14 protein-coding genes are annotated in these 18,551 nt (G+C 58.3%); 8 read left to right on the top strand and 6 right to left on the bottom strand.

Annotation, left to right across the window (positions count from 1 at the left end):
- Positions 1-39 precede the first annotated feature (39 nt).
- The 5 genes from chbR to RW65_RS13035 form a co-directional block, all read right to left on the bottom strand.
- Positions 40-879 carry a transcriptional regulator ChbR gene (gene chbR, locus RW65_RS13055; RefSeq protein WP_039057195.1) on the bottom strand — a complete coding sequence of 280 codons (840 nt, stop codon included), beginning with the start codon at positions 877-879 and terminating at the stop codon, positions 40-42.
- Positions 880-892: 13 nt separating this feature from the next.
- Positions 893-1,240: a PTS N,N'-diacetylchitobiose transporter subunit IIA gene (gene chbA, locus RW65_RS13050; RefSeq protein ID WP_039057194.1), complete on the bottom strand. Its 348-nt coding sequence runs from the start codon at positions 1,238-1,240 to the stop codon at positions 893-895.
- Between the two features lie 50 nt (positions 1,241-1,290).
- The gene (gene chbC, locus RW65_RS13045; protein WP_039057192.1) at positions 1,291-2,649 is read right to left on the bottom strand and encodes a PTS N,N'-diacetylchitobiose transporter subunit IIC; all 1,359 of its coding nucleotides are present in this window, start codon (positions 2,647-2,649) and stop codon (positions 1,291-1,293) included.
- A gap of 79 nt (positions 2,650-2,728) precedes the next feature.
- On the bottom strand, positions 2,729-3,049 hold the full coding sequence (locus tag RW65_RS13040) for a PTS sugar transporter subunit IIB (protein ID WP_039057191.1): 321 nt from the start codon (positions 3,047-3,049) through the stop codon (positions 2,729-2,731).
- A 324-nt stretch (positions 3,050-3,373) separates the two neighbouring features.
- Positions 3,374-4,051, bottom strand: coding sequence for a type 1 glutamine amidotransferase domain-containing protein (locus tag RW65_RS13035; RefSeq protein WP_039057190.1), 678 nt, complete (start codon positions 4,049-4,051; stop codon positions 3,374-3,376).
- A gap of 222 nt (positions 4,052-4,273) precedes the next feature.
- Here RW65_RS13035 and RW65_RS13030 point away from each other — a divergent pair, with 222 nt between their 5' ends.
- A complete protein-coding gene (locus RW65_RS13030) occupies positions 4,274-5,938 on the top strand; it encodes a phospholipase D-like domain-containing protein (protein ID WP_039057189.1) in 1,665 nt (554 codons plus the stop codon).
- Positions 5,939-5,995: 57 nt separating this feature from the next.
- On the opposite strand, the gene RW65_RS13025 is transcribed toward RW65_RS13030, so the two are convergent.
- Positions 5,996-6,592, bottom strand: coding sequence for an NAD(P)H-dependent oxidoreductase (locus RW65_RS13025; RefSeq protein WP_039057188.1), 597 nt, complete (start codon positions 6,590-6,592; stop codon positions 5,996-5,998).
- Positions 6,593-6,704: 112 nt separating this feature from the next.
- Here RW65_RS13025 and RW65_RS13020 point away from each other — a divergent pair, with 112 nt between their 5' ends.
- The 7 genes from RW65_RS13020 (at position 6,705) to RW65_RS12990 (ending at position 18,549) form a co-directional block, all read left to right on the top strand.
- Complete coding sequence (locus RW65_RS13020; RefSeq protein ID WP_039057187.1) at positions 6,705-7,301, top strand: TetR/AcrR family transcriptional regulator; 597 nt, start codon at positions 6,705-6,707, stop codon at positions 7,299-7,301.
- Positions 7,302-7,360: 59 nt separating this feature from the next.
- Positions 7,361-8,617: a nitrate regulatory protein gene (locus RW65_RS13015; RefSeq protein ID WP_039057186.1), complete on the top strand. Its 1,257-nt coding sequence runs from the start codon at positions 7,361-7,363 to the stop codon at positions 8,615-8,617.
- A 273-nt stretch (positions 8,618-8,890) separates the two neighbouring features.
- Positions 8,891-10,147 (top strand): CmpA/NrtA family ABC transporter substrate-binding protein, encoded by a 1,257-nt coding sequence (locus RW65_RS13010; RefSeq protein ID WP_039057185.1) that lies wholly within the window; start codon positions 8,891-8,893, stop codon positions 10,145-10,147.
- 10 nt (positions 10,148-10,157) lie between these two features.
- The gene (gene ntrB, locus RW65_RS13005; RefSeq protein WP_039057184.1) at positions 10,158-11,045 is read left to right on the top strand and encodes a nitrate ABC transporter permease; all 888 of its coding nucleotides are present in this window, start codon (positions 10,158-10,160) and stop codon (positions 11,043-11,045) included.
- 9 nt (positions 11,046-11,054) lie between these two features.
- On the top strand, positions 11,055-11,849 hold the full coding sequence (locus tag RW65_RS13000) for an ABC transporter ATP-binding protein (protein ID WP_039057183.1): 795 nt from the start codon (positions 11,055-11,057) through the stop codon (positions 11,847-11,849).
- Between the two features lie 31 nt (positions 11,850-11,880).
- Complete coding sequence (gene nirB / locus RW65_RS12995; RefSeq protein WP_039057181.1) at positions 11,881-14,790, top strand: nitrite reductase large subunit NirB; 2,910 nt, start codon at positions 11,881-11,883, stop codon at positions 14,788-14,790.
- Between the two features lie 18 nt (positions 14,791-14,808).
- On the top strand, positions 14,809-18,549 hold the full coding sequence (locus tag RW65_RS12990) for a bifunctional nitrate reductase/sulfite reductase flavoprotein subunit alpha (protein ID WP_039057180.1): 3,741 nt from the start codon (positions 14,809-14,811) through the stop codon (positions 18,547-18,549).
- Positions 18,550-18,551 lie beyond the last annotated feature (2 nt).

The raw sequence follows: 18,551 nt of genomic DNA, 5'->3' as shown, positions 1-18,551 counted from the left end.
TGTCAAACACGGTGGTTTATTACGTTCAACCCGCCGACCTTATTGGTTGATTTCCGTTAACCTTTTCCGGTAGCTATTGGGGGTGAATGAGGTCATTTTCTTGAATGTTTTAATAAACAGGCTTGGGCTGCTATAGCCCGACTCATAAGCAATATCCGTCACCGAGTAGTTGGTGATTTCCAGCTGTTTTTTGGCAAAATCGATACGGATTTCATTAATAATCTGCATCGGCGTTTTCTGGTAATAGCGCCGGGTGGCGCGGGTTAAATACTCCTGAGATTTCGCCGCCAGCTGCACCATATTCTCCAGCGCGTTTTCACCGAACTGGGTTTTATCGTGCATCGACTCAACGGTGCTTTTTAGCCACTGCGGCGTATCATCCACCACTTGCTCTTCGCGGTAATGGCGCAGGCGGTTAATCACATAAAAGGTCACCGCTTCAATAAACTCATCCAGCCCGTTTTCGCGAAAATTAAGGGAGGTAATGACGTTCTCCACATAACTGAGAAAAGCGTTACTGGTGCGGTAGGCTTGAGAAGCGACAAAACAGCAGGGCAGCAGAGCCTGGTAATGTTGTTCAAAAAAGCATTTGCTGATGCCGACATTGAGAATGCGCGTTGCGCCGAAGGTGTAAAAACTTTGATGGTGCGAGCCGAGGGGGATAAAGACAAAATCGCCGCGTTCGAGCAGCACGCGCTTGCCGTTAATCTCCTGAAAATAGCGTCCGGTTAATACCAGGGTAAACTCATAATAATCATGCTGATGCAGCCCGCTGGCGCTCTCGGTTTTATTGTAGATAAACACATGAAAATTTTTACCGTTAAACAACTGCTGCTCATAAACGGTTTTAATTTCCAGCGTGTTGATCGAAGGCTGCATTGTTTACTCCTTGTCAGTGCAATTTCTCGTGAAGCTCAATCAGTTCCACTACCAGCTCGCGCGCCAGCATAGAGGTCATCAGATGATCCTGCGCGTGCACCAGCACCAGGCTCAGTTTTACCCGCCCTTCGCCAAGATCGCTCTCTATCAGTTTAGTCTGCACAAGGTGCGCCTCGTTAAGGGCCAGGCGCGACTGCTCCATCAGCGCCTTCGCGCCGTCAAAATCTCCCTGTTTGGCCTGCTTCAGGGCGGTATAAGCCAGGCTTCGCGCGTGTCCGGCGTTGATGATTAAGTTCATCACCACCTCTTCCAGTTCATCCGTTGGCGAAGTGCTCTCTTGCACGGTATCGAAATCGAACATCATTGCTCCTCGAAGTCAGTGCGGCAGGGCACATACCCTGCCGCGGTCGGTCAGAATTTCAGGGCGTTAGCGATATCTTCTTCGCTCTCTTCCTGCTCGATGGCGTTCTGCGCTTTGTTGGCGACAACCACAAAAGGCAGGTAAACCAGCGTGGCAATGCCTAAGTTGAACACCGCCAGCAACAGGGCGGCGATGCTGCCGTTGGTATTAAAGAATGCGCCCAGTCCGATGGGCATCGTCCACGGCGCAATATTGGTAATCGGTGGAATAATGCCCGCGTAGTAAGCCAGCAGGGTGATCGCTGCCAGAATCGGCTGCACCAGAATGAACGGGATAAACATTACCGGGTTCATGATGATTGGCAGGCCGAACAAAATCGGTTCGTTAATCTGGAACAGACCAGAAGGCAGCCCGAGCTTAGCCACCTGGCGATAATCCGCCCGGCGGGAAGCGATGAAAATAGCGATAATCAGCCCCAGCGTCGCGCCGCTGCCGCCAAGGAAAATATAGGAGTCGAGCAGCGGTTTCGCCCACACATGGAAGGTTTTCCCCGCCGCCAGCGCAGCGTCAACGGAGCCGTACTGCTCGTACAGCGCAACGTTCTCCAGCGCCCACGGCGTCATAATGCCGCTGTCCAGCGCCGTGAGCGCCAGGGATCCATGAATACCGAAAAACCACAGCAGCGGCACAAACACCACATACGCCCAGCCGACCACGCTGCCGAGCGACGCCAGCGGCTTAGAGACAAAATCCATAATAAACTGATGGAAATTGGTGCCATATTGAGTCAGCGCCCAGGCGATAATCCCCATGATCGACAGAATAATAAAGCCGGGAATCAGCGCCGAGAAGGAACGGGCAACGGACGCCGGAACGCTATCCGGTAAGGTAATGACCCAGTTGCGCCGCACAATAAAGGTGAACAGTTCCGCGACCACCAGGCCAATAATAATCCCCGAAATAATATTCGCGCCGCCTAACCAATTTGCGCCGACGGCATAGGATTCGCCCACGCTATAAGGCGTTACCGTCATAAAGGCGGCAATGGAGAGCAGCCCGGCGGCCAGCGCATCAACTTTGCGCTCTTCCGCCATTGCCATCCCGATAAAGAAGGGCGCCATTAGCGACATAATGCCCAGCGTACCGTTATAAACATTGCCGCCGATGCCTTTCAGGCTATTCAGGGTTTCAATGGTTGAAGCATCAAGGCGGATACCTAAGGAGTAAAAAAACGATCCTTCGCCAAAACTCAAAAACACATTATTAATTAAGACAAACATCGCCCCCACAAGGGTGATTGGCATTAAGCGAATAAAGCCGTTTTTAATCGCGTTAACGTGCGGCTGTTTGCCGATTTTTATTGCAAAAGGCACCAGTATCTTTTCAAGTGAAGCAATCGCATTACTCATAGAAAAATACCCTTTAAAGCCGCACCAGAAATAGTGCGGCGTATGTGTCGATTAGGTGTGTAAATAGCGAGAATGGAGCTTATTGCGCGGCGGCTTTTTTTATCGCCGCCACCGCGGCTTTAAGAACGCCTAAACCGTCCACTTTGCCGTACAGCGCAGAGTCGATGACTTCAACGGGTTTATTGGGCAGCAGACGCCGGATATCCTCTAACATCCAGGCGATTTGTGGGCCCAGCAATACGACATCGGCCTGCGGGCCTTTTTCACTGGCCAGCGATTCAGAAAATGCTTCAATAATGACCGGAACGTCATATTTTTCCGCCTGGGTTCGCATTTTTGACACCAGTAACGACGTTGACATACCCGCAGAGCAAAACAGATAAATATGTTTCTTTTCCATACAAACGACCCTCACTGTCCGATGATCCGCCTGCCAGAATCGTAGTTTTCTCTTCTTACTGGCCGCGCGACTAATCTGAATGACTTTTTTCTTTTCCTGAAACAAGTATACGGTAGGGTTGCCGATGCGGATATTTCAAGAAAAGTAAAATTGTCTTAGGTTGACCTGGCCTTTTGCTGGTCTTCACATTTTGGCTATTTATTCTGGCAAATTTGGCGGCAAAGAGGGGAAACGGCGCGGTTATCAGCAGCGGAAAAGCGGAAAATCGGCGACGGTGTAGTGGGAATGCCGCCATTACGCGAGCGGTAATGGCGGCCAGACGTGTTAGCGCAACATCGTAAGCAGCGCTTTCGCCACCGCTTCCGAGCTTGCCGGGTTTTGCCCGGTGATCAATTTACCATCTTCCACCACGAAAGAGTCCCAGTTTGGCCCTTTTTGATATTCAGCGCCGAGGGCGGTTAACGCATCTTCCACCAGGAACGGCACTATGTTAGTCAACTCGACATCCGCTTCTTCGCCGTTGGTAAAGCCGGTCACTTTACGCCCTTTCACCAGCGGTTCGCCCGCCGCGTTTTTCACATGGCGCAGGACGCCCGGCGCGTGGCAGACGAAGCTGACGGGTTTACCGGCACGTTCAAAGGCCTCAATCAGCGCAATCGAGCTTTGGGATTCTGCCAGATCCCACAGCGGGCCGTGACCGCCAGGATAGAACACGGCGTCAAACTCTTCGCTTTTCACGCTCTCAAGCTTAACGGTATTCGCCAGCGCCTGCTGCGCCGCCGGATCGCCTTTAAAGCGCTGGGTTAATTCGGTCTGAAAATCAGGTAAATCGCTTTTCGGATCCAGCGGCGGCTGACCGCCCGCCGGGGAGGCCAGCACCACATCCGCGCCTGCGTCTTTAAAGACATACCAGGGCGCGGCAAACTCTTCCAGCCAGAATCCGGTTTTCTTGCCGGTATTACCCAGTTCGCTGTGGGACGTCAAAACCATTAATATTTTCATCTTACCTCCGCCATGGGATCTGTTTTTAACTTGCCCGCTATGGGAAAAGCGCGTTGTACAAGGATAGCGGTGAATGCCGCAGCGGGGCGGATTGTAGGAATACTCCGTGCGCAGCAGGGCGCGGCCAGTTTTAATGCCTTTCACCGTTACGTCATGCCGGTAGTTTATACTTGCTGCTACGTGCCGCGATATTCCTCGCGCGGACCCCAGCGGAGAGTAACCATGCGTGTAAGCGGGCAGCAGGGTGGATTAACGGCATTAGCCGTCGCGGGCAGTTATGTGGTGCTGCTGGGCTGGGATATGTCGGCCCAGCAGATAACCGATGACAATATTTTGGGCTTTGCTATTCAGCGCACGCGCAAAAGCGATGGCGAAGTTATCTGGCTAAAGGGGATGAAGACCTTTGCCAGCGTTGAGCCGACCCCCGCGCCGGGCGTGCCGGTCTCCTCATTTAAACACCCCTTTCAAACCTTTCAGTGGTCGGATTACAGCGTCGCGCCCGGTAGCGAATACCATTACCAGATTGTGGCGATGAAAGGCCCGGCTGATGCGCTGATGTCCGGCGATACGGTGCAGCTCGCGGTAGTTACCGAGCCGGTGGATAACGGCGAGCATGCGATTTTCTTCAACCGCGGCGCGATTGCCTCCCAGGAATATGCCCGTCGTTTTCACAACGCCAGCCCGGCGGAGATTGGCGATGCGGCGTGGAAATGGCTGTCGCGCGGGCTGCTTGAAGGGCTGGAAAAATTTATCGCCCAGGCCGAAAAAGGCGATGAGCTGCACGGCGCTATTTTTGAGTTCAAAAATAGCCGTATCTACGACGCACTTCATCGTGCCGCCGATCGGGGCGTGCAGGTAAGCGTGATCTACGATGCCGATTCCCAGCGCGAGTCGAACGAAAAACACCTCGCCCACAGCGGCATCCAGGCGCTGGTGCACCCGCGCGAACACTCCGGCCGCTATATGCATAACAAGTTTTTTGTCTGGCGGCGTCAGGGCGTCTCGCAGCAGGTCTGGACCGGCTCCACCAACCTGAGTGAAAACGGCATCTTTGGCCATTCGAACAATGCCCATATCGTGCGCGATAGCCGGGTGGCAGAGGAGTACGAAACCTACTGGCAGCTGTTGTTGCAGGATTTAACCCGCGGGCCCACGGCGAAAAAGGTTGAAACCATTACCGCCGCGCCGCCGGTTCCCTGGCAGGAAGAGGTGAGCTGCGTCTTTTCGCCGCGCACTTCGTTGCAGGCGCTGGAGTGGTACGCAAAACTTGCGGCGGGTGCCGAGCGTGGGCTGTTTGGCACCTTCGCCTTCGGCATCAATGCGCTGTTGCTGCCGGCCTGGGATCGCACCGATGACGTATTGCGTTTCGCCCTGCTGGAGAAAAAAGGCACCGGCAGCCAGTACAAGCAGCAGGCGGCGGAAATCGACCGTATCCGCAAACATCCGAATGTTACCGTCGCCGTCGGGCAAAACCTCGTGCTGAACGCCTTTGACCGCTGGCTAAAAGAGATCGAAAGCCCCGTAGAACAGACCCACGTAACCTGGATCCACACTAAATATTTGCTGATCGACCCGCTGGGGCCGGAACCGATTGTGATTGTCGGCTCGGCGAACTTCTCCGCCGCGTCCACGGATACGAACGATGAAAATATGCTGGTGATAAAGGGCAATCCTGCCGTGGCGGATGTCTATCTTGGCGAGTTTATGCGCCTGTTTAGCCATTATGCGTTTCGTGAATCCGTGGCGCGAAATCAGCAGCGCGTGGTGGCCGGTGCCGTTTCGCCCAAATACCTGTATGAAACCACGCAGTGGATCGATGCCGCCTCAGGCTATTTTGTCGACGGTAGCGACCGCGCGCTGCGTCGGCGCTACTTCTCCGGCCAGTAATCGTGTTTGCCACGAGAAAGCCCGCTGGGTGTACGGGCTTGCGGGGGATAAAGAGGCTTATTGCGGGAGGGGAAATATCTGCTCACCCAACTTCAGTGCTTCTTGCAGCAGCGCCTGCGGCGTGCCGAAATCGGGCAGCATCAGCGTCGCGTTGGTACGCACCGGCGCGCCGCAGTAATCAAAAATTCCGTGGGCAATCTGCGTATTCCATGACTGTGCATAGCCGTGTTTATCGAAGGTTTTCATATCTGAACCGCCCAGCGCGACGAGGTGAACAGGCAGGTGGCCCAGTTTGCCGGACACTTTGCCATTCGCCCCCTCTTCATAAGCCCAGCCGTTGGAAAACACCCGATCGATCCAGCCTTTTAACAGGCCGGGCATGGTCCACCAGTAGATAGGAAAAACCAGCACCAGCGCGTTGGCTTTTTCAATGCGCACCTGCTCGGCCAGTACATCGGCGGGCAGCGGTGCACCGTCGGTAAACGCCTTATGGTCGGCTGCGTTAAACACCGGATCAAAGCCCTCCTGCGTAAGCGAAGCCATTTCACTGCTATTTTCCCTGTTGGCCTGGGTTATTCCCTGCGCGACCGCCTCGGCGACCTGCTGCGTTAACGAATCTGTTAAAGGGTGAGAAACCACGATTAATGCGTGCATCTGTACCTCCTGCGTTGCCATCCGTCATCAACAGACGTAAGCTTATATACGAACAGTAACCTACCATTAGTAAGTTACTTTTAGTATATGAATCTGTCAAGGGAGAAAGAGCATGGCGGAAAAACGCGTGCGTCAGCGTTTGTCTCGGGAAGCGCGTGCTGCGCAGCTGGTGGATGTTGCGTGGCACATTATTCAACAGGAGGGAACCGAAGCGTTGACCCTCGGCCATCTTGCGGAGTTAGCGGGCGTCACCAAGCCGGTGGTTTATGACCATTTTACCAGCCGCTCCGGGCTGCTGGCGACGCTCTACCGAGAGTACGACAATCGACAGAATCAAAAAATGGATCAGGCGCTGGCACACGCCGCACCGGAGCTTGCCGCGCGCGCCTCGGTTATCGCCACCGCCTATATTGAGTGCGTCCTGTTCCAGGGCCGCGAAATGCCGAGCCTGCTGGCGGCCCTTGCCGGTTCGCCGGAGCTGGAGACCATCCGCCACGACTACGCCGTCGACTTTACGGGAAAATGCCGCCTCCTGTTCGCGCCGTTCTGCGGCGAGCCGCTGCGCGATGCGGCACTGTGGGCGATGTTGGGGGCCGCCGAAGGGCTGGCGTGGGCGGCGTTGCAAGGTGCTATCGGCGAGAAACAGGCGATTGAGGAGCTGTATACGGTCATTATCACCATGGTCAAGGCGACGCGAGCGGGCGACTAAATAGGGCGACCTGGCGCGCCCCTTGCATCAGTGAAGGATAACTTCTCTGGAGCAAACGTATGATCGCCAACTCATCGACCACCATTCGTTTCCTGCTCGCCTCGCGCCAGTGCGAGCTAAACAGCCTGCGTTATCTGCTGCAAAGCGGCGAACTGGTAGGCAAAATCAGCCAGCTGGTGCATATGCTGCAGCGCGAGCGCGGCACCTCCAATATGTTTCTTTGCGCGATGGAAGGGCAGTTTGCCGATGAACTGCGACAGCGCGAAGAGGAAGTGGCGCAGGCGCAGGCACCGCTGATGGCGCACCTCGACATCCTCGAGCAGCATATCGCCGCGCTGCCGCAGGCCAGCCGCCTGTTCAGCCATGTCGCCAGTGTCACCTACGCCCTCGGCGTGCTGCCCGCGTTACGCCAGCAAATTCGCCAGCGCACCTTGCGCTTGTCGCAGGCGATGAGCTTCTTTAACGACATTATTCGCCATCTGTTAGCGCTGGTGTTTGAGCTTTCGGACACCGCCGCCGAACCGGCTGTTTCGCGCCATTTAATCGCCATGTTCAGCTTTATGCAGGGCAAAGAGTACGCCGGACAAGAGCGGGCCACGGGCGCGGCGGCCTTTGCCGCCGGCACCTTCAGTGGCGATACGCAGCAAAAATTAGTGGATCTGATTGAACGTCAGGAGCGCTGCTTCACCACCTTCGCCGATTTTGCCGATGATGAACATCGCCTGCGCTGGCAACACATCAGCGTCGATAGCGAGTTTGAACGTCTGCGGCGCATAGCCTGTACCGGGCGCGAAACCTTCGCCGCCGACAGCTGCCTGCGCTGGTTTGCCCTCGCCACCCAGCGCATTGATGATATGAAAAGCCTCGAAGATGGTCTGGCAAACGCGCTAATGGCGCACTGCCGGGCGCGCATTGCCGCCACCGAGCAGGCAAATCACCAGCAGCTTGCCGATATCGAAAGCCTGCTGCCGTTACAGGAGAGCGAAGAGAGCGGGTACTCGGTGTTTAGCGAGGCGCACGGCTGGCTGGAGAGCGACGGCGTGCGTCCGCAGCTTGGCCGCTCATTGCTGACGCTGGTGGTGCAGCAATCGCGGCGCTTACAGGCGCTGGACAGCGAACTGGCGGCGCTGCGTGAAACCCTCAATGAACGCAAACAGATTGAGCGCGCCAAAAACATGCTGATGCAGCACCGCCAGCTCAGCGAAGACGAAGCCTATAAAACCCTGCGGCGCATGGCGATGAACCAGAACAAAAAGCTGATTGATATCGCCTCCGCCATGCTGGCGGTAGCCGATGTGTTTCAGACTAACCCTTAAGGAGTAGCTGCACACTGCCAGTGCGAAAAGTGCGCTTTCACAGTGCGCCCGTGGGTCGGTGAAAGCGTGTAAAGCCGCATAAAACGGTTTTTTCCATTCTGGCACAACCCTTGCTTTATCCTTTGAGAAATAAAAATCATAACGCGCAACCGGCCAACGGCGGTCGGTAACGCGTTAAGCGGACAACGGTGTCCATAAGCGTGCAGTTTTGCACGGGCTTATGGGCACCGTTTTTTTTTGCATCCCACAACGGTGAGCAGCGCGAGGATGGCAATGAGCGATAACAACAAAGGTATGACGGTTTCCCGCCGTCAGTTTTTACTCGGTAGCGCGGCGCTGGGCGGCAGTCTGCTGGTGCCCGGCGTCATTAACCGCGCCTGGGCCGCCGGTTCCGACGCGCCGGAGCTGCAAACGGTGCGCGTGGGCTTTATCCCGTTGACGGATTGCGCATCGGTGGTGATGGCCGCCGTTAAAGGCTTCGACAAAAAATACGGTATCTCTATTCAGCCGAGCAAAGAGGCCAGCTGGGCGGCGGTGCGCGACAAGGTGCTCTCTGGCGAACTCGACGCCTCGCACATGCTTTACGGCCAGCTTTACGGCCTGCAGATGGGGCTTTCCGGGCCGCAAAGCAATATGGCGGCGCTGATGACCATCAACCAGAACGGGCAGGGGATCACCCTTGCCAATGCCCTGCACGAGGCGGGCGTCACCGATCTGCCCCAGCTTGCCAAACATATCGCCGCCAGCTCCGCCGGAACCTACACCTTTGCGCAAACCTTCCCGACCGGCACCCACGCTATGTGGCTCAACTACTGGCTGGCGAGCGCGGGCATTAACCCTCTCAATGACATTCGCAGCGTTGTCGTGCCGCCGCCGCAAATGGTGATGAACATGAAGATCGGCAATATGGTTGGCTACTGCGTTGGCGAACCGTGGAACCAGCGTGCCATTAGCGATGGTATCGGTTTTACCGCCGCCACCAGCCAGCAGATCTGGCCGGATCACCCGGAAAAAGTGCTGGGTACGCGCGCGGAGTGGGTGGCAAAAAACCCCAACACTGCTCGTGCGCTGACCGCCGCCGTGCTGGAGGCGTCGCGCTGGATTGACGCCTCGGATGAGAATCGCCGCGAAACGGCAAAAGTGATCGCCGGGCGGGCTTATCTCAATACCAAAGAGGAGACCATTGTCGGTCGCATGCTCGGCCAGTACGACAACGGCATTGGCAAAAACTGGAAGGATGAGCACGCGATGCGCTTCTTCCATGATGGCGCAGTCAACTTCCCGTGGCTCTCCGATGGCATGTGGTTCCTCACCCAACATAAACGCTGGGGGCTGCTCGACGCCGATCCCGACTATCTCGCCGTCGCCCGCCAGGTCAACCGTATTGATATCTACAAACAGGCTGCTGCTGCCGTGGGCAGCATTTCGCTGCCCGACAGCGAGATGCGCAGCAGCGTATTAATCGACGGCGTTCGCTGGGACGGCAGCAATCCTGCCGCCTATGCCAACGGATTTAGCGTAAAAAAATGAGAGGTCGCTGATGAAAAACCAGGCGCAAGTTATCCCCTTACCCCGTGACGAGGCGGCAATCTCCCCGCAAGAGGCTGAGATCGTCACGCTGCCCGCCAAACCGCGTGTGCGTCGCCGCCCGACATTGCTGCGCCCGTTGATGCAGCGTGTGGTACCGGCGCTTATCGGTATCGGGCTGCTGCTCTGCCTGTGGCAGATCGCGGCGCTGAACAGCAAAAACTTTCCCGGCCCCTGGCAGACATGGCTGGCGGCGCTGGAGATCTTCGCCGATCCCTTTTACATCGGCGGGCCAAACGATCAGGGCATCGGCTGGAACGTGCTGGCCTCCTTACAGCGCGTGGCGACGGGCTTTGGTCTGGCGGCGCTGGTCGGTATTCCGACCGGTTTTCTGATTGGCCGCTTTTCCTTTGTCGCCAATATGCTCAATCCGCTGATCTCCCTGCTGCGCCCCGTTAGCCCGCTGGCCTGGCTGCCGATTGGCCTGCTGCTGTTTCAGCGTGCAGAACCCGCGTCGAGCTGGACGATTTTTATCTGTTCTATATGGCCGATGATCCTCAACACCGCCGAAGGCGTACGGCAGATCCCGCAGGATTACCTCAATGTGGCGCGGGTACTGAAGCTTTCTGAATTCACCATCATGCGCAAAATCCTGCTCCCCGCCGCGTTGCCCGGCATTCTCACCGGTATGCGCCTGTCGATTGGCATCGCCTGGCTGGTGATTGTCGCCGCCGAAATGTTAACGGGCGGCATTGGCATCGGTTTTTGGATCTGGAACGAGTGGAACAACCTGAATGTGGAAAACATCATCATCGCCATCGCGGTGATTGGCGTGGTCGGTCTGCTGCTGGAGCAGGGGCTGATGTGGATTGCTAACCGTTTTAACTACACCAACCGCTAGGGGGCTGTGATGCGTACCCATCCCATTATCCAAGTTCAGCAGGTGAGCCAGCGTTTCAACACCAGCAGCGGTGAGTTTCTGGCGCTGGATAACGTCAGTTTCGATATCCACCCCGGCGAAACCCTCAGCCTGATTGGTCACTCCGGCTGCGGTAAATCCACGCTGCTCAATTTGATTGCCGGGCTGACGCTGCCCACCAGCGGCGGCCTGCTGTGTAACAACCGTGAAATCGACGGCCCCGGTCCCGAGCGCGGGGTGGTGTTTCAAAACCACTCGTTGCTGCCGTGGCTGACGGCCTACGACAACGTTGGGCTGGCGGTGCGCCAGGTCTTTCGCGGCGAGATGCATAAACCCGAGATGCATGAGTGGATCATGCACAACCTCGATCTGGTGCATATGAGCCACGCGTGGAATAAGCGCCCCCACGAGATCTCCGGCGGGATGAAGCAGCGCGTCGGTATTGCCCGCGCGCTGGCGATGAAACCCAGCGTGCTGTTGATGGACGAGCCGTTTGGTGCCCTTGACGCTTTAACCCGCGCCCATTTACAGGATGCGGTAATGGAGATTCAGCAGCGTCTGCATACCACCGTTGTGCTGATCACCCATGACGTCGATGAAGCGGTGCTGCTCTCGGATCGCGTGCTGATGATGACCAACGGCCCGGCGGCAACCATCGGCGAAATCATGGAGGTGGAACTGGAGCGTCCGCGTTCGCGCGTCGCCCTTGCCGACGATACCCGCTATCAGCGCTATCGCCAGCAGGTACTCCATTTCCTCTATGAGAAACAGCCGAAAGCGGCCTGAGCTCATCCCTTTTGCTTTAAGGATCCAGCGTATGAAAAAGCCAATATTAGCGGTGATTGGGCACGGCATGGTCAGCCACTACTTCCTGCAGCAGCTTGTTGAGCGCGGGCTGCATCAGCACTACGACATTGTGGTGTTTGGCGAAGAGCGGCTGCCCGCCTATGACCGGGTGCATCTTTCGGAATACTTCGCCGGGCGCAGCGCGCAATCTTTGTCGCTGGTAAGCGAAGGCTTCTTTGCGGAAAACGGCATCACGCTGCACTGCGGCAGTAAAATTGTCGCCGTCGACCGCGAGCGGCACTGCCTGCGCGACGAACAGGGTACTGAAACCCACTATGACACCTTAGTGCTCGCCACTGGCTCCTACGCTTTTGTGCCGCCCATTACCGGCAATACGCGCCCCGGCTGCCTGGTTTATCGTACGCTGGACGATCTGGATGCCATTGCTGATATGGCGCAAAACGCCACCCGCGGCGTAGTGATCGGCGGCGGTCTGCTCGGGCTGGAAGCGGCCAATGCCCTGCGCCAGCTGGGGCTGGAAACCCATGTCGTTGAGTTTGCCCCGCGCCTGATGGCGGTGCAGCTTGATGAAAGCGGCGCGGCGATGCTGCAACGCAAAATCGAAGCCCTCGGCGTGCAGGTGCATACGCGCAAAGAGACGCGGGAGATTGTCGGCGGGGAACAGGCGCGCCATCGCCTCTGCTTTGCTGACGGCAGCTGGCTGGAGACGGATCTGCTGCTCTTCTCTGCGGGGATCCGCCCGCGTGACGAGCTGGCGCACAGCGCAGAGCTGCAAATCGGGCCGCGCGGCGGCATCGTCATCGATAACTTTTGCCAGACCTCCGACAGCGCCATTTACGCCATTGGCGAGTGCGCACTGTGGAACGGGCAGATCTTTGGCCTGGTCGCCCCGGGTTACCAGATGGCGCGCACGCTGGCCGACAAACTGGCCGCGCGGGAAACGCCGTTTACCGGCGCGGATATGAGCACCAAGCTAAAATTGCTCGGCGTTGAAGTGGCCTCCCTTGGCGATGCTCACGGCAAAACGCCGGGCTGCCAGAGCTATCAGTGGACCGAAGGCCCGCGCGAAATCTACAAAAAAATTGTTGTCTCTGCCGATGGCAAACGGCTGCTCGGCGCGGTGCTGATTGGCGACAGCGCCGATTACAGCCTGCTGCTGCAAATGGTGCTGAATGACATGCCGCTGCCCGCGCAGCCGCAAACCCTAATCCTGCCCGCGCTCTCCGGCGATGCGCCGAAAGGGCTGGGCGTGGCGGCGCTCTCGGCGAGTGCGCAAATCTGCTCCTGCCACAACGTCAGCAAGGGCGATATCGCCGCTGCGGTGGCGGGTGGCTGTACTGAGCTTGGGGCGATCAAAAGCTGCACCAAAGCCGGAACCGGCTGCGGCGGCTGCGTACCGCTGCTCAAACAGGTGATGGAACACGAACTGCAGCAGCACGGCGTGGAGGTGAAAAAGGATATCTGCGAACACTTCGCCTGGTCGCGCCAGGAGATCTATCACCTGATCCGCCTGCATGAGATTCGCAGTTTCGATGCGCTGATTACCCAGTTCGGCCACGGTCACGGTTGTGAAGTGTGCAAACCGCTGGTCGGCTCGCTGCTCGCCTCCTGCTGGAATGACTATCTGCTGAAACCGCAGCATCTGCCGCTGCAGGATACCAACGATCGCTACTTCGCCAATATCCAGAAAGATGGCACTTACTCCGTGGTGCCGCGCATTCCCGCCGGAGAGATTACCCCGCAGGGGCTGATCGCCATCGGCGAAGTGGCGCAGCGCTACAACCTCTATACCAAAATCACCGGCGGCCAGCGCGTCGATCTCTTTGGCGCGCGCCTCGAGCAGCTGCCCGCCATTTGGGAAGAGTTGATTGCCGCCGGGTTTGAAACCGGTCACGCCTACGGCAAATCCCTGCGTACGGTGAAATCCTGCGTCGGCTCCACCTGGTGCCGCTACGGTGTGCAGGATTCCACCCGGATGGCGATTACCCTTGAGAACCGTTACAAGGGGCTGCGCTCGCCGCACAAAATCAAAATGGCGGTCTCCGGCTGCACCCGCGAGTGCGCCGAAGCGCAGGGCAAAGATATTGGCGTTATCGCCACCGACAAAGGCTGGAATCTCTATGTCTGCGGCAACGGCGGCATGAAGCCGCGCCACGCGGATCTGTTTGCCAGCGATCTCGATAGCGAAACGCTGATCCGCACCATCGATCGCGTATTGATGTTTTATATCCGCACCGCCGACCGCTTACAGCGCACCAGTACCTGGCTTGACAATATGGAAGGCGGGCTGGAATACCTGAAACAGGTGGTGCTGGAAGACAGCCTTGATATTGCCGCCGAGCTGGAGCGTGAAATGCAGCAGGTGGTCGACAGTTACCAGTGCGAATGGAAAACCACCCTCGATAACCCGCAGAACCGCCTGCTGTTCCGTGGCTTCCTTAATAGCGATCGGCCCGATGAAGCGGTGGTGATGGTGCCGGAACGCGGGCAGATCCGCCCGGCAACGCCGCAGGAGAAACCGCACCCGCGACAGACGCACAGCGGTGATGGCGAATGGGTACATATTGCCGCGCTGGCGGATATTCCGGTCAACGCAGGTATGGCGGCGCGCCTCGGCAACCAACAAATTGCCCTGTTTCACCTGCCCGGCAGCGAGCCGCAGGTCTTTGCACTGGACACCCATGAACCGGGCAGCGAGGCCAATGTGCTGGCGCGCGGGCTGCTGGGCGATGCCAACGGCGAAGCGATGGTGATTTCACCGATGTACAAAAAACGCTTTCGCCTGCGCGACGGGCAGAGCCTGGAGGATGCGGCGCTGCGCGTGCGCGTCTGGCCGGTAAAAATCCAGCACGGGCAGATCTGGGTGCAGCGCGTGGCGGCAGAGCAGAGCGCATTCACCGCCATTGCCGAAGCATCTTAAGTCACCCGAGGGGCGAAAATGGAGCAGATCAAAAGCGTATGCCCCTATTGTGGGGTAGGCTGCGGGCTGGTGATGCAGGTGGAAAACCAGCGCATTATCGCGGTCAGCGGTGATAAAACCCACCCGGCTAACCGGGGGCGTTTATGCACCAAAGGCAAAAGCTGCGCCGAGGCGCTTACCGCCGCCGGACGGCTGGAGAGCGCTTTTCTTCGCACGACCCGCCAGCAGCCAGCGGTACGCACCGCGCTGGATAAGGCGATTAGCGACAGCGCCCGGCGGCTGCGCGGCATTATCGATAATCACGGCCCCGATGCCGTAGCGCTCTATGTTTCCGGCCAGATGTCGCTGGAGGCGCAGTACCTGGCGAACAAGCTGGCGAAGGGCTTTATTGGCACTAACAATATCGAGTCCAACTCGCGCCTGTGCATGGCCAGCGCCTCCAGTGGTTATAAGCTGTCACTCGGCGCGGATGGCCCGCCGGGTTCTTACGATGATTTTGATCACGCCTCGCTGTTTTTAGTGATTGGCGCGAATATGGCGGACTGCCACCCGATCCTCTTTCTGCGCATGATGGAGCGGGTTAACGCCGGGGCGAAGCTGATCGTCGTCGATCCGCGCCGCACCGCGACGGCGGAAAAAGCGTCGCTGTTTTTGCAGATCAAACCCGGTACCGATCTGGCCCTGCTCAACGGCTTGCTGGCGCTGCTGGTGCAAAACGGCCATCTGGATAACAATTTTATCAGCAGCTTCACCGAAGGCTGGCAGGGGATGCCGGACTTTCTGCTGGACTATACGCTGTCGCAGGTGGCGGAGCGCACCGGACTCAACGAAGCCGATATTCGCCAGGCGGCGCAGTGGATTGGCGAAGCGGATGAGTGGATGAGCTGCTGGACGATGGGGCTGAATCAGAGCACCCACGGCACCTGGAGCACCAATGCCCTGTGCAATCTCCATTTGGCGACGGGCGCGATTTGCCGCCCCGGCAGCGGCCCGTTCTCCCTTACCGGCCAGCCAAACGCCATGGGCGGGCGCGAAATGGGCTATATGGGCGGCGGTTTACCGGGGCAGCGTTCGGTGCTGGTGGATGAGGATCGCGCCTTTGTCGAACGCCTTTGGCAGCGCCCGCCGGGCACGCTGCGCCGCGAGGTTGGCGACGGCACGGTAGCGCTGTTCGACGCCATGAGCGCAGGCGAGATCAAAGCCTGCTGGATAATTTGCACCAACCCGGTTGCCACCGTGCCGAACCGCGATAAGGTCATCGCCGGGCTGGAGCGCGCCGAGCTGGTGATTGCCCAGGATGCCTTTCTGGATACGGAAACTAACCGCTATGCCGACATTCTGCTGCCCGGCGCGCTGTGGGCGGAAGCCGAAGGAGTAATGATCAACTCCGAGCGCACCATGACGTTAATGCAGCAGGCGGTTTCGCCGCCGGGTGAGGCGCTGGCGGACTGGCAAATTATCGCCCGCGTCGCCTGCGAGATGGGCTATGCCGAAGGTTTTAGCTATAGCAGCGCCGCCGAGGTGTTTGATGAAATTCGTGCGGCCTACAACCCGGCAACGGGCTATGACATTCGCGGAGCCAGCCATGCGCGGCTGCGTGAGACGCCGTTGCAGTGGCCCTGCGGCCCGGATAATACTCAGCCGCGCCATCCCATTCGTTACCGTCAGGCAAATGGCGAAGTGCGCTTTGCCACCGCCAGCGGCAAGGGGCAGTTTTTCCCTCGCCCGGATCTCGCTCCCGCCGAAATGCCCGATGAAGAGTACCCGCTGGTGCTCAATACCGGGCGTGTGCAGCATCAATGGCACACCCTGACTAAAACCGGCAAAATCCCGATGCTTAACGCCCTCAACCCCGGTCCGTTTATTGAGATTGCCCCGCAGGACGCAAAACAACGGGCGATTAATGAAGGCGACTGGGTAGAGATTCGTTCCCGACGCGGCAACGCCAGGCTGCCCGCGGTGATCACCGATCGGGTGCTGCCGGGTAACTGCTTTGCGCCGTTTCACTGGAACGATCTCTTCGGCGAGCAGCTTGCCATCAACGCCGTCACCAGCGCCGCGCTGGATCCCGTCTCCCTGCAGCCGGAACTAAAACATTGCGCTATTTCACTGGTGCGCAGCGAACAGCAGCCCGCGCCCGTCGCCGCTCCGTCCGCGCATGCGGACGATAAACCGGTGCTGGTGCTGTGGGCCTCCACCACCGGTAACGCGCAGGCCTTTGCCCGCCGCTGCGCCGAACACTTTTTACATGCCGGGCAGACGGTAAAGCTGCGCGGTATGGACCGCGTAAGCGTGGCGGATATCAACGCCGCGCCGTATCTATTACTGATTGCCAGCACCTTTGGCGATGGCGATCCACCGGGCAATGGCTCGGCGTTATGGGCGGCGTTAAGCGCCGAAAATTGCCCGCAATTTAGCACTACCGCTTTTGCGGTGCTGGCCTTCGGCGATGCCAACTATCAGCAGTTTTGCGGCTTTGGCCGCAAACTCGACGCCCGTCTGGCGGCGCTGGGCGCGCAGCGGCTATGGGAATGCCAGCCGTGCGATGTCGGCAATGATGAAACCGCGCCGCAGTGGCTGGCGACTATTCAGCGCGATATTCTCGGCACCGATGCGCCAGTACTCAGTGAACCGCCCGCCGTCAAACCGGGGTTTAGCCGCAACACGCCGGTGAGCGCAGCATTGATTACCAACCAGCGCCTGAGCGCGCCGGGGTCAGAAAAGGAGATCCGCCGTTTCGCCTTTGACCTGCAAGGCAGCGGCCTGAAGTACGAAGCGGGTGACGCCCTCGGCGTCTGGCCGCGCAACTGCCCGCAGCGCGTGTCGGAGATCCTCGAACTTCTGCGTCTTAACGGTGAAAGCGTGGTAACGGTAAGCGGCGTGGGCGAGATGACGCTAACGCAGGCTCTGTGCGACTGTTACGACATCACGCGCATCACGCCAGAGGTGCTGCGGCTGGTGGCGGAGCATGCCGTAAGCGAGACGCTGAACAACCTGCTGGCGGAGGAAAACCAGGCGGAACTGGCGCAATGGCTGTGGGGACGGCAGATTATCGATCTGTTACAGCTTTTCCCCGTCACCCTCGCACCCGCGCAACTTCTGGCGGCGCTGCGCCGCCTGCAGCCGAGACTCTACTCTATTTCCTCCAGCCCGAAAGTGTGCCCGCAGCGCGTCGAGTTAACCGTCTCCGCCGTGCGTTATGGCGACAGCAAGCAGCGCGGCGGTGTCTGTTCAACCTTTCTGGCGGATCGCGCCGGGCAGGCGGCGATCTTTATTCAGCCCGCGCCCCATTTTCGCCTGCCGACGGATCCGGCCACGGCAATCATTATGGTCGGCGCAGGCACCGGCATCGCGCCGTTTCGCGGATTTTTGCAGGAGCGCGAAGCGGTAGGGGCAAGCGGGGAGAACTGGTTATTTTTCGGCGAGCAGCATGAAGCCACGAATTTTTACTACCGCGAGGAACTGGAAGCCTGGCAGCAAAGCGGCGTGTTGACGCGCTTAACCACCGCCTTTTCCCGCGACCAGGCGCAGAAGATATACGTTCAGCAGCGCATGCTGGAGCAGGGCGCGGCTCTGTGGCACTGGTTAGCCGCCGGGGCGCACTTTTATGTCTGCGGCGACGCCAGCCAGATGGCGAAAGATGTCGAAAACACCCTTCAACAAGTGGCGCAAATTCACGGCGGTATGAGCACAGAGGAGGCGAGCGACTGGCTGGCGGTGCTGGCACGGGAAAACCGTTACCAGCGTGATGTCTATTAGCG

The organism is Enterobacter sp. Bisph1 (genome assembly GCF_000814905.1).
GTDB lineage: Bacteria > Pseudomonadota > Gammaproteobacteria > Enterobacterales > Enterobacteriaceae > Kosakonia.
This window is presented reverse-complemented; position numbering and strand designations above follow the sequence as displayed.

Excerpts from the sequence above, each read along its gene's own strand:
- RW65_RS13015 (WP_039057186.1), top strand. The coding sequence starts at position 7,361 with ATGATCGCCAACTCATCGACCACCATTCGTTTCCTGCTCGCCTCGCGC.
- RW65_RS13040 (WP_039057191.1), bottom strand. The coding sequence starts at position 3,049 with ATGGAAAAGAAACATATTTATCTGTTTTGCTCTGCGGGTATGTCAACG.
- chbR (WP_039057195.1), bottom strand. The coding sequence starts at position 879 with ATGCAGCCTTCGATCAACACGCTGGAAATTAAAACCGTTTATGAGCAG.
- RW65_RS13020 (WP_039057187.1), top strand. The coding sequence starts at position 6,705 with ATGGCGGAAAAACGCGTGCGTCAGCGTTTGTCTCGGGAAGCGCGTGCT.
- chbC (WP_039057192.1), bottom strand. The coding sequence starts at position 2,649 with ATGAGTAATGCGATTGCTTCACTTGAAAAGATACTGGTGCCTTTTGCA.
- chbA (WP_039057194.1), bottom strand. The coding sequence starts at position 1,240 with ATGTTCGATTTCGATACCGTGCAAGAGAGCACTTCGCCAACGGATGAA.
- ntrB (WP_039057184.1), top strand. The coding sequence starts at position 10,158 with ATGAAAAACCAGGCGCAAGTTATCCCCTTACCCCGTGACGAGGCGGCA.
- RW65_RS13030 (WP_039057189.1), top strand. The coding sequence starts at position 4,274 with ATGCGTGTAAGCGGGCAGCAGGGTGGATTAACGGCATTAGCCGTCGCG.
- nirB (WP_039057181.1), top strand. The coding sequence starts at position 11,881 with ATGAAAAAGCCAATATTAGCGGTGATTGGGCACGGCATGGTCAGCCAC.
- RW65_RS13010 (WP_039057185.1), top strand. The coding sequence starts at position 8,891 with ATGAGCGATAACAACAAAGGTATGACGGTTTCCCGCCGTCAGTTTTTA.
- RW65_RS13025 (WP_039057188.1), bottom strand. The coding sequence starts at position 6,592 with ATGCACGCATTAATCGTGGTTTCTCACCCTTTAACAGATTCGTTAACG.
- RW65_RS12990 (WP_039057180.1), top strand. The coding sequence starts at position 14,809 with ATGGAGCAGATCAAAAGCGTATGCCCCTATTGTGGGGTAGGCTGCGGG.
- RW65_RS13035 (WP_039057190.1), bottom strand. The coding sequence starts at position 4,051 with ATGAAAATATTAATGGTTTTGACGTCCCACAGCGAACTGGGTAATACC.
- RW65_RS13000 (WP_039057183.1), top strand. The coding sequence starts at position 11,055 with ATGCGTACCCATCCCATTATCCAAGTTCAGCAGGTGAGCCAGCGTTTC.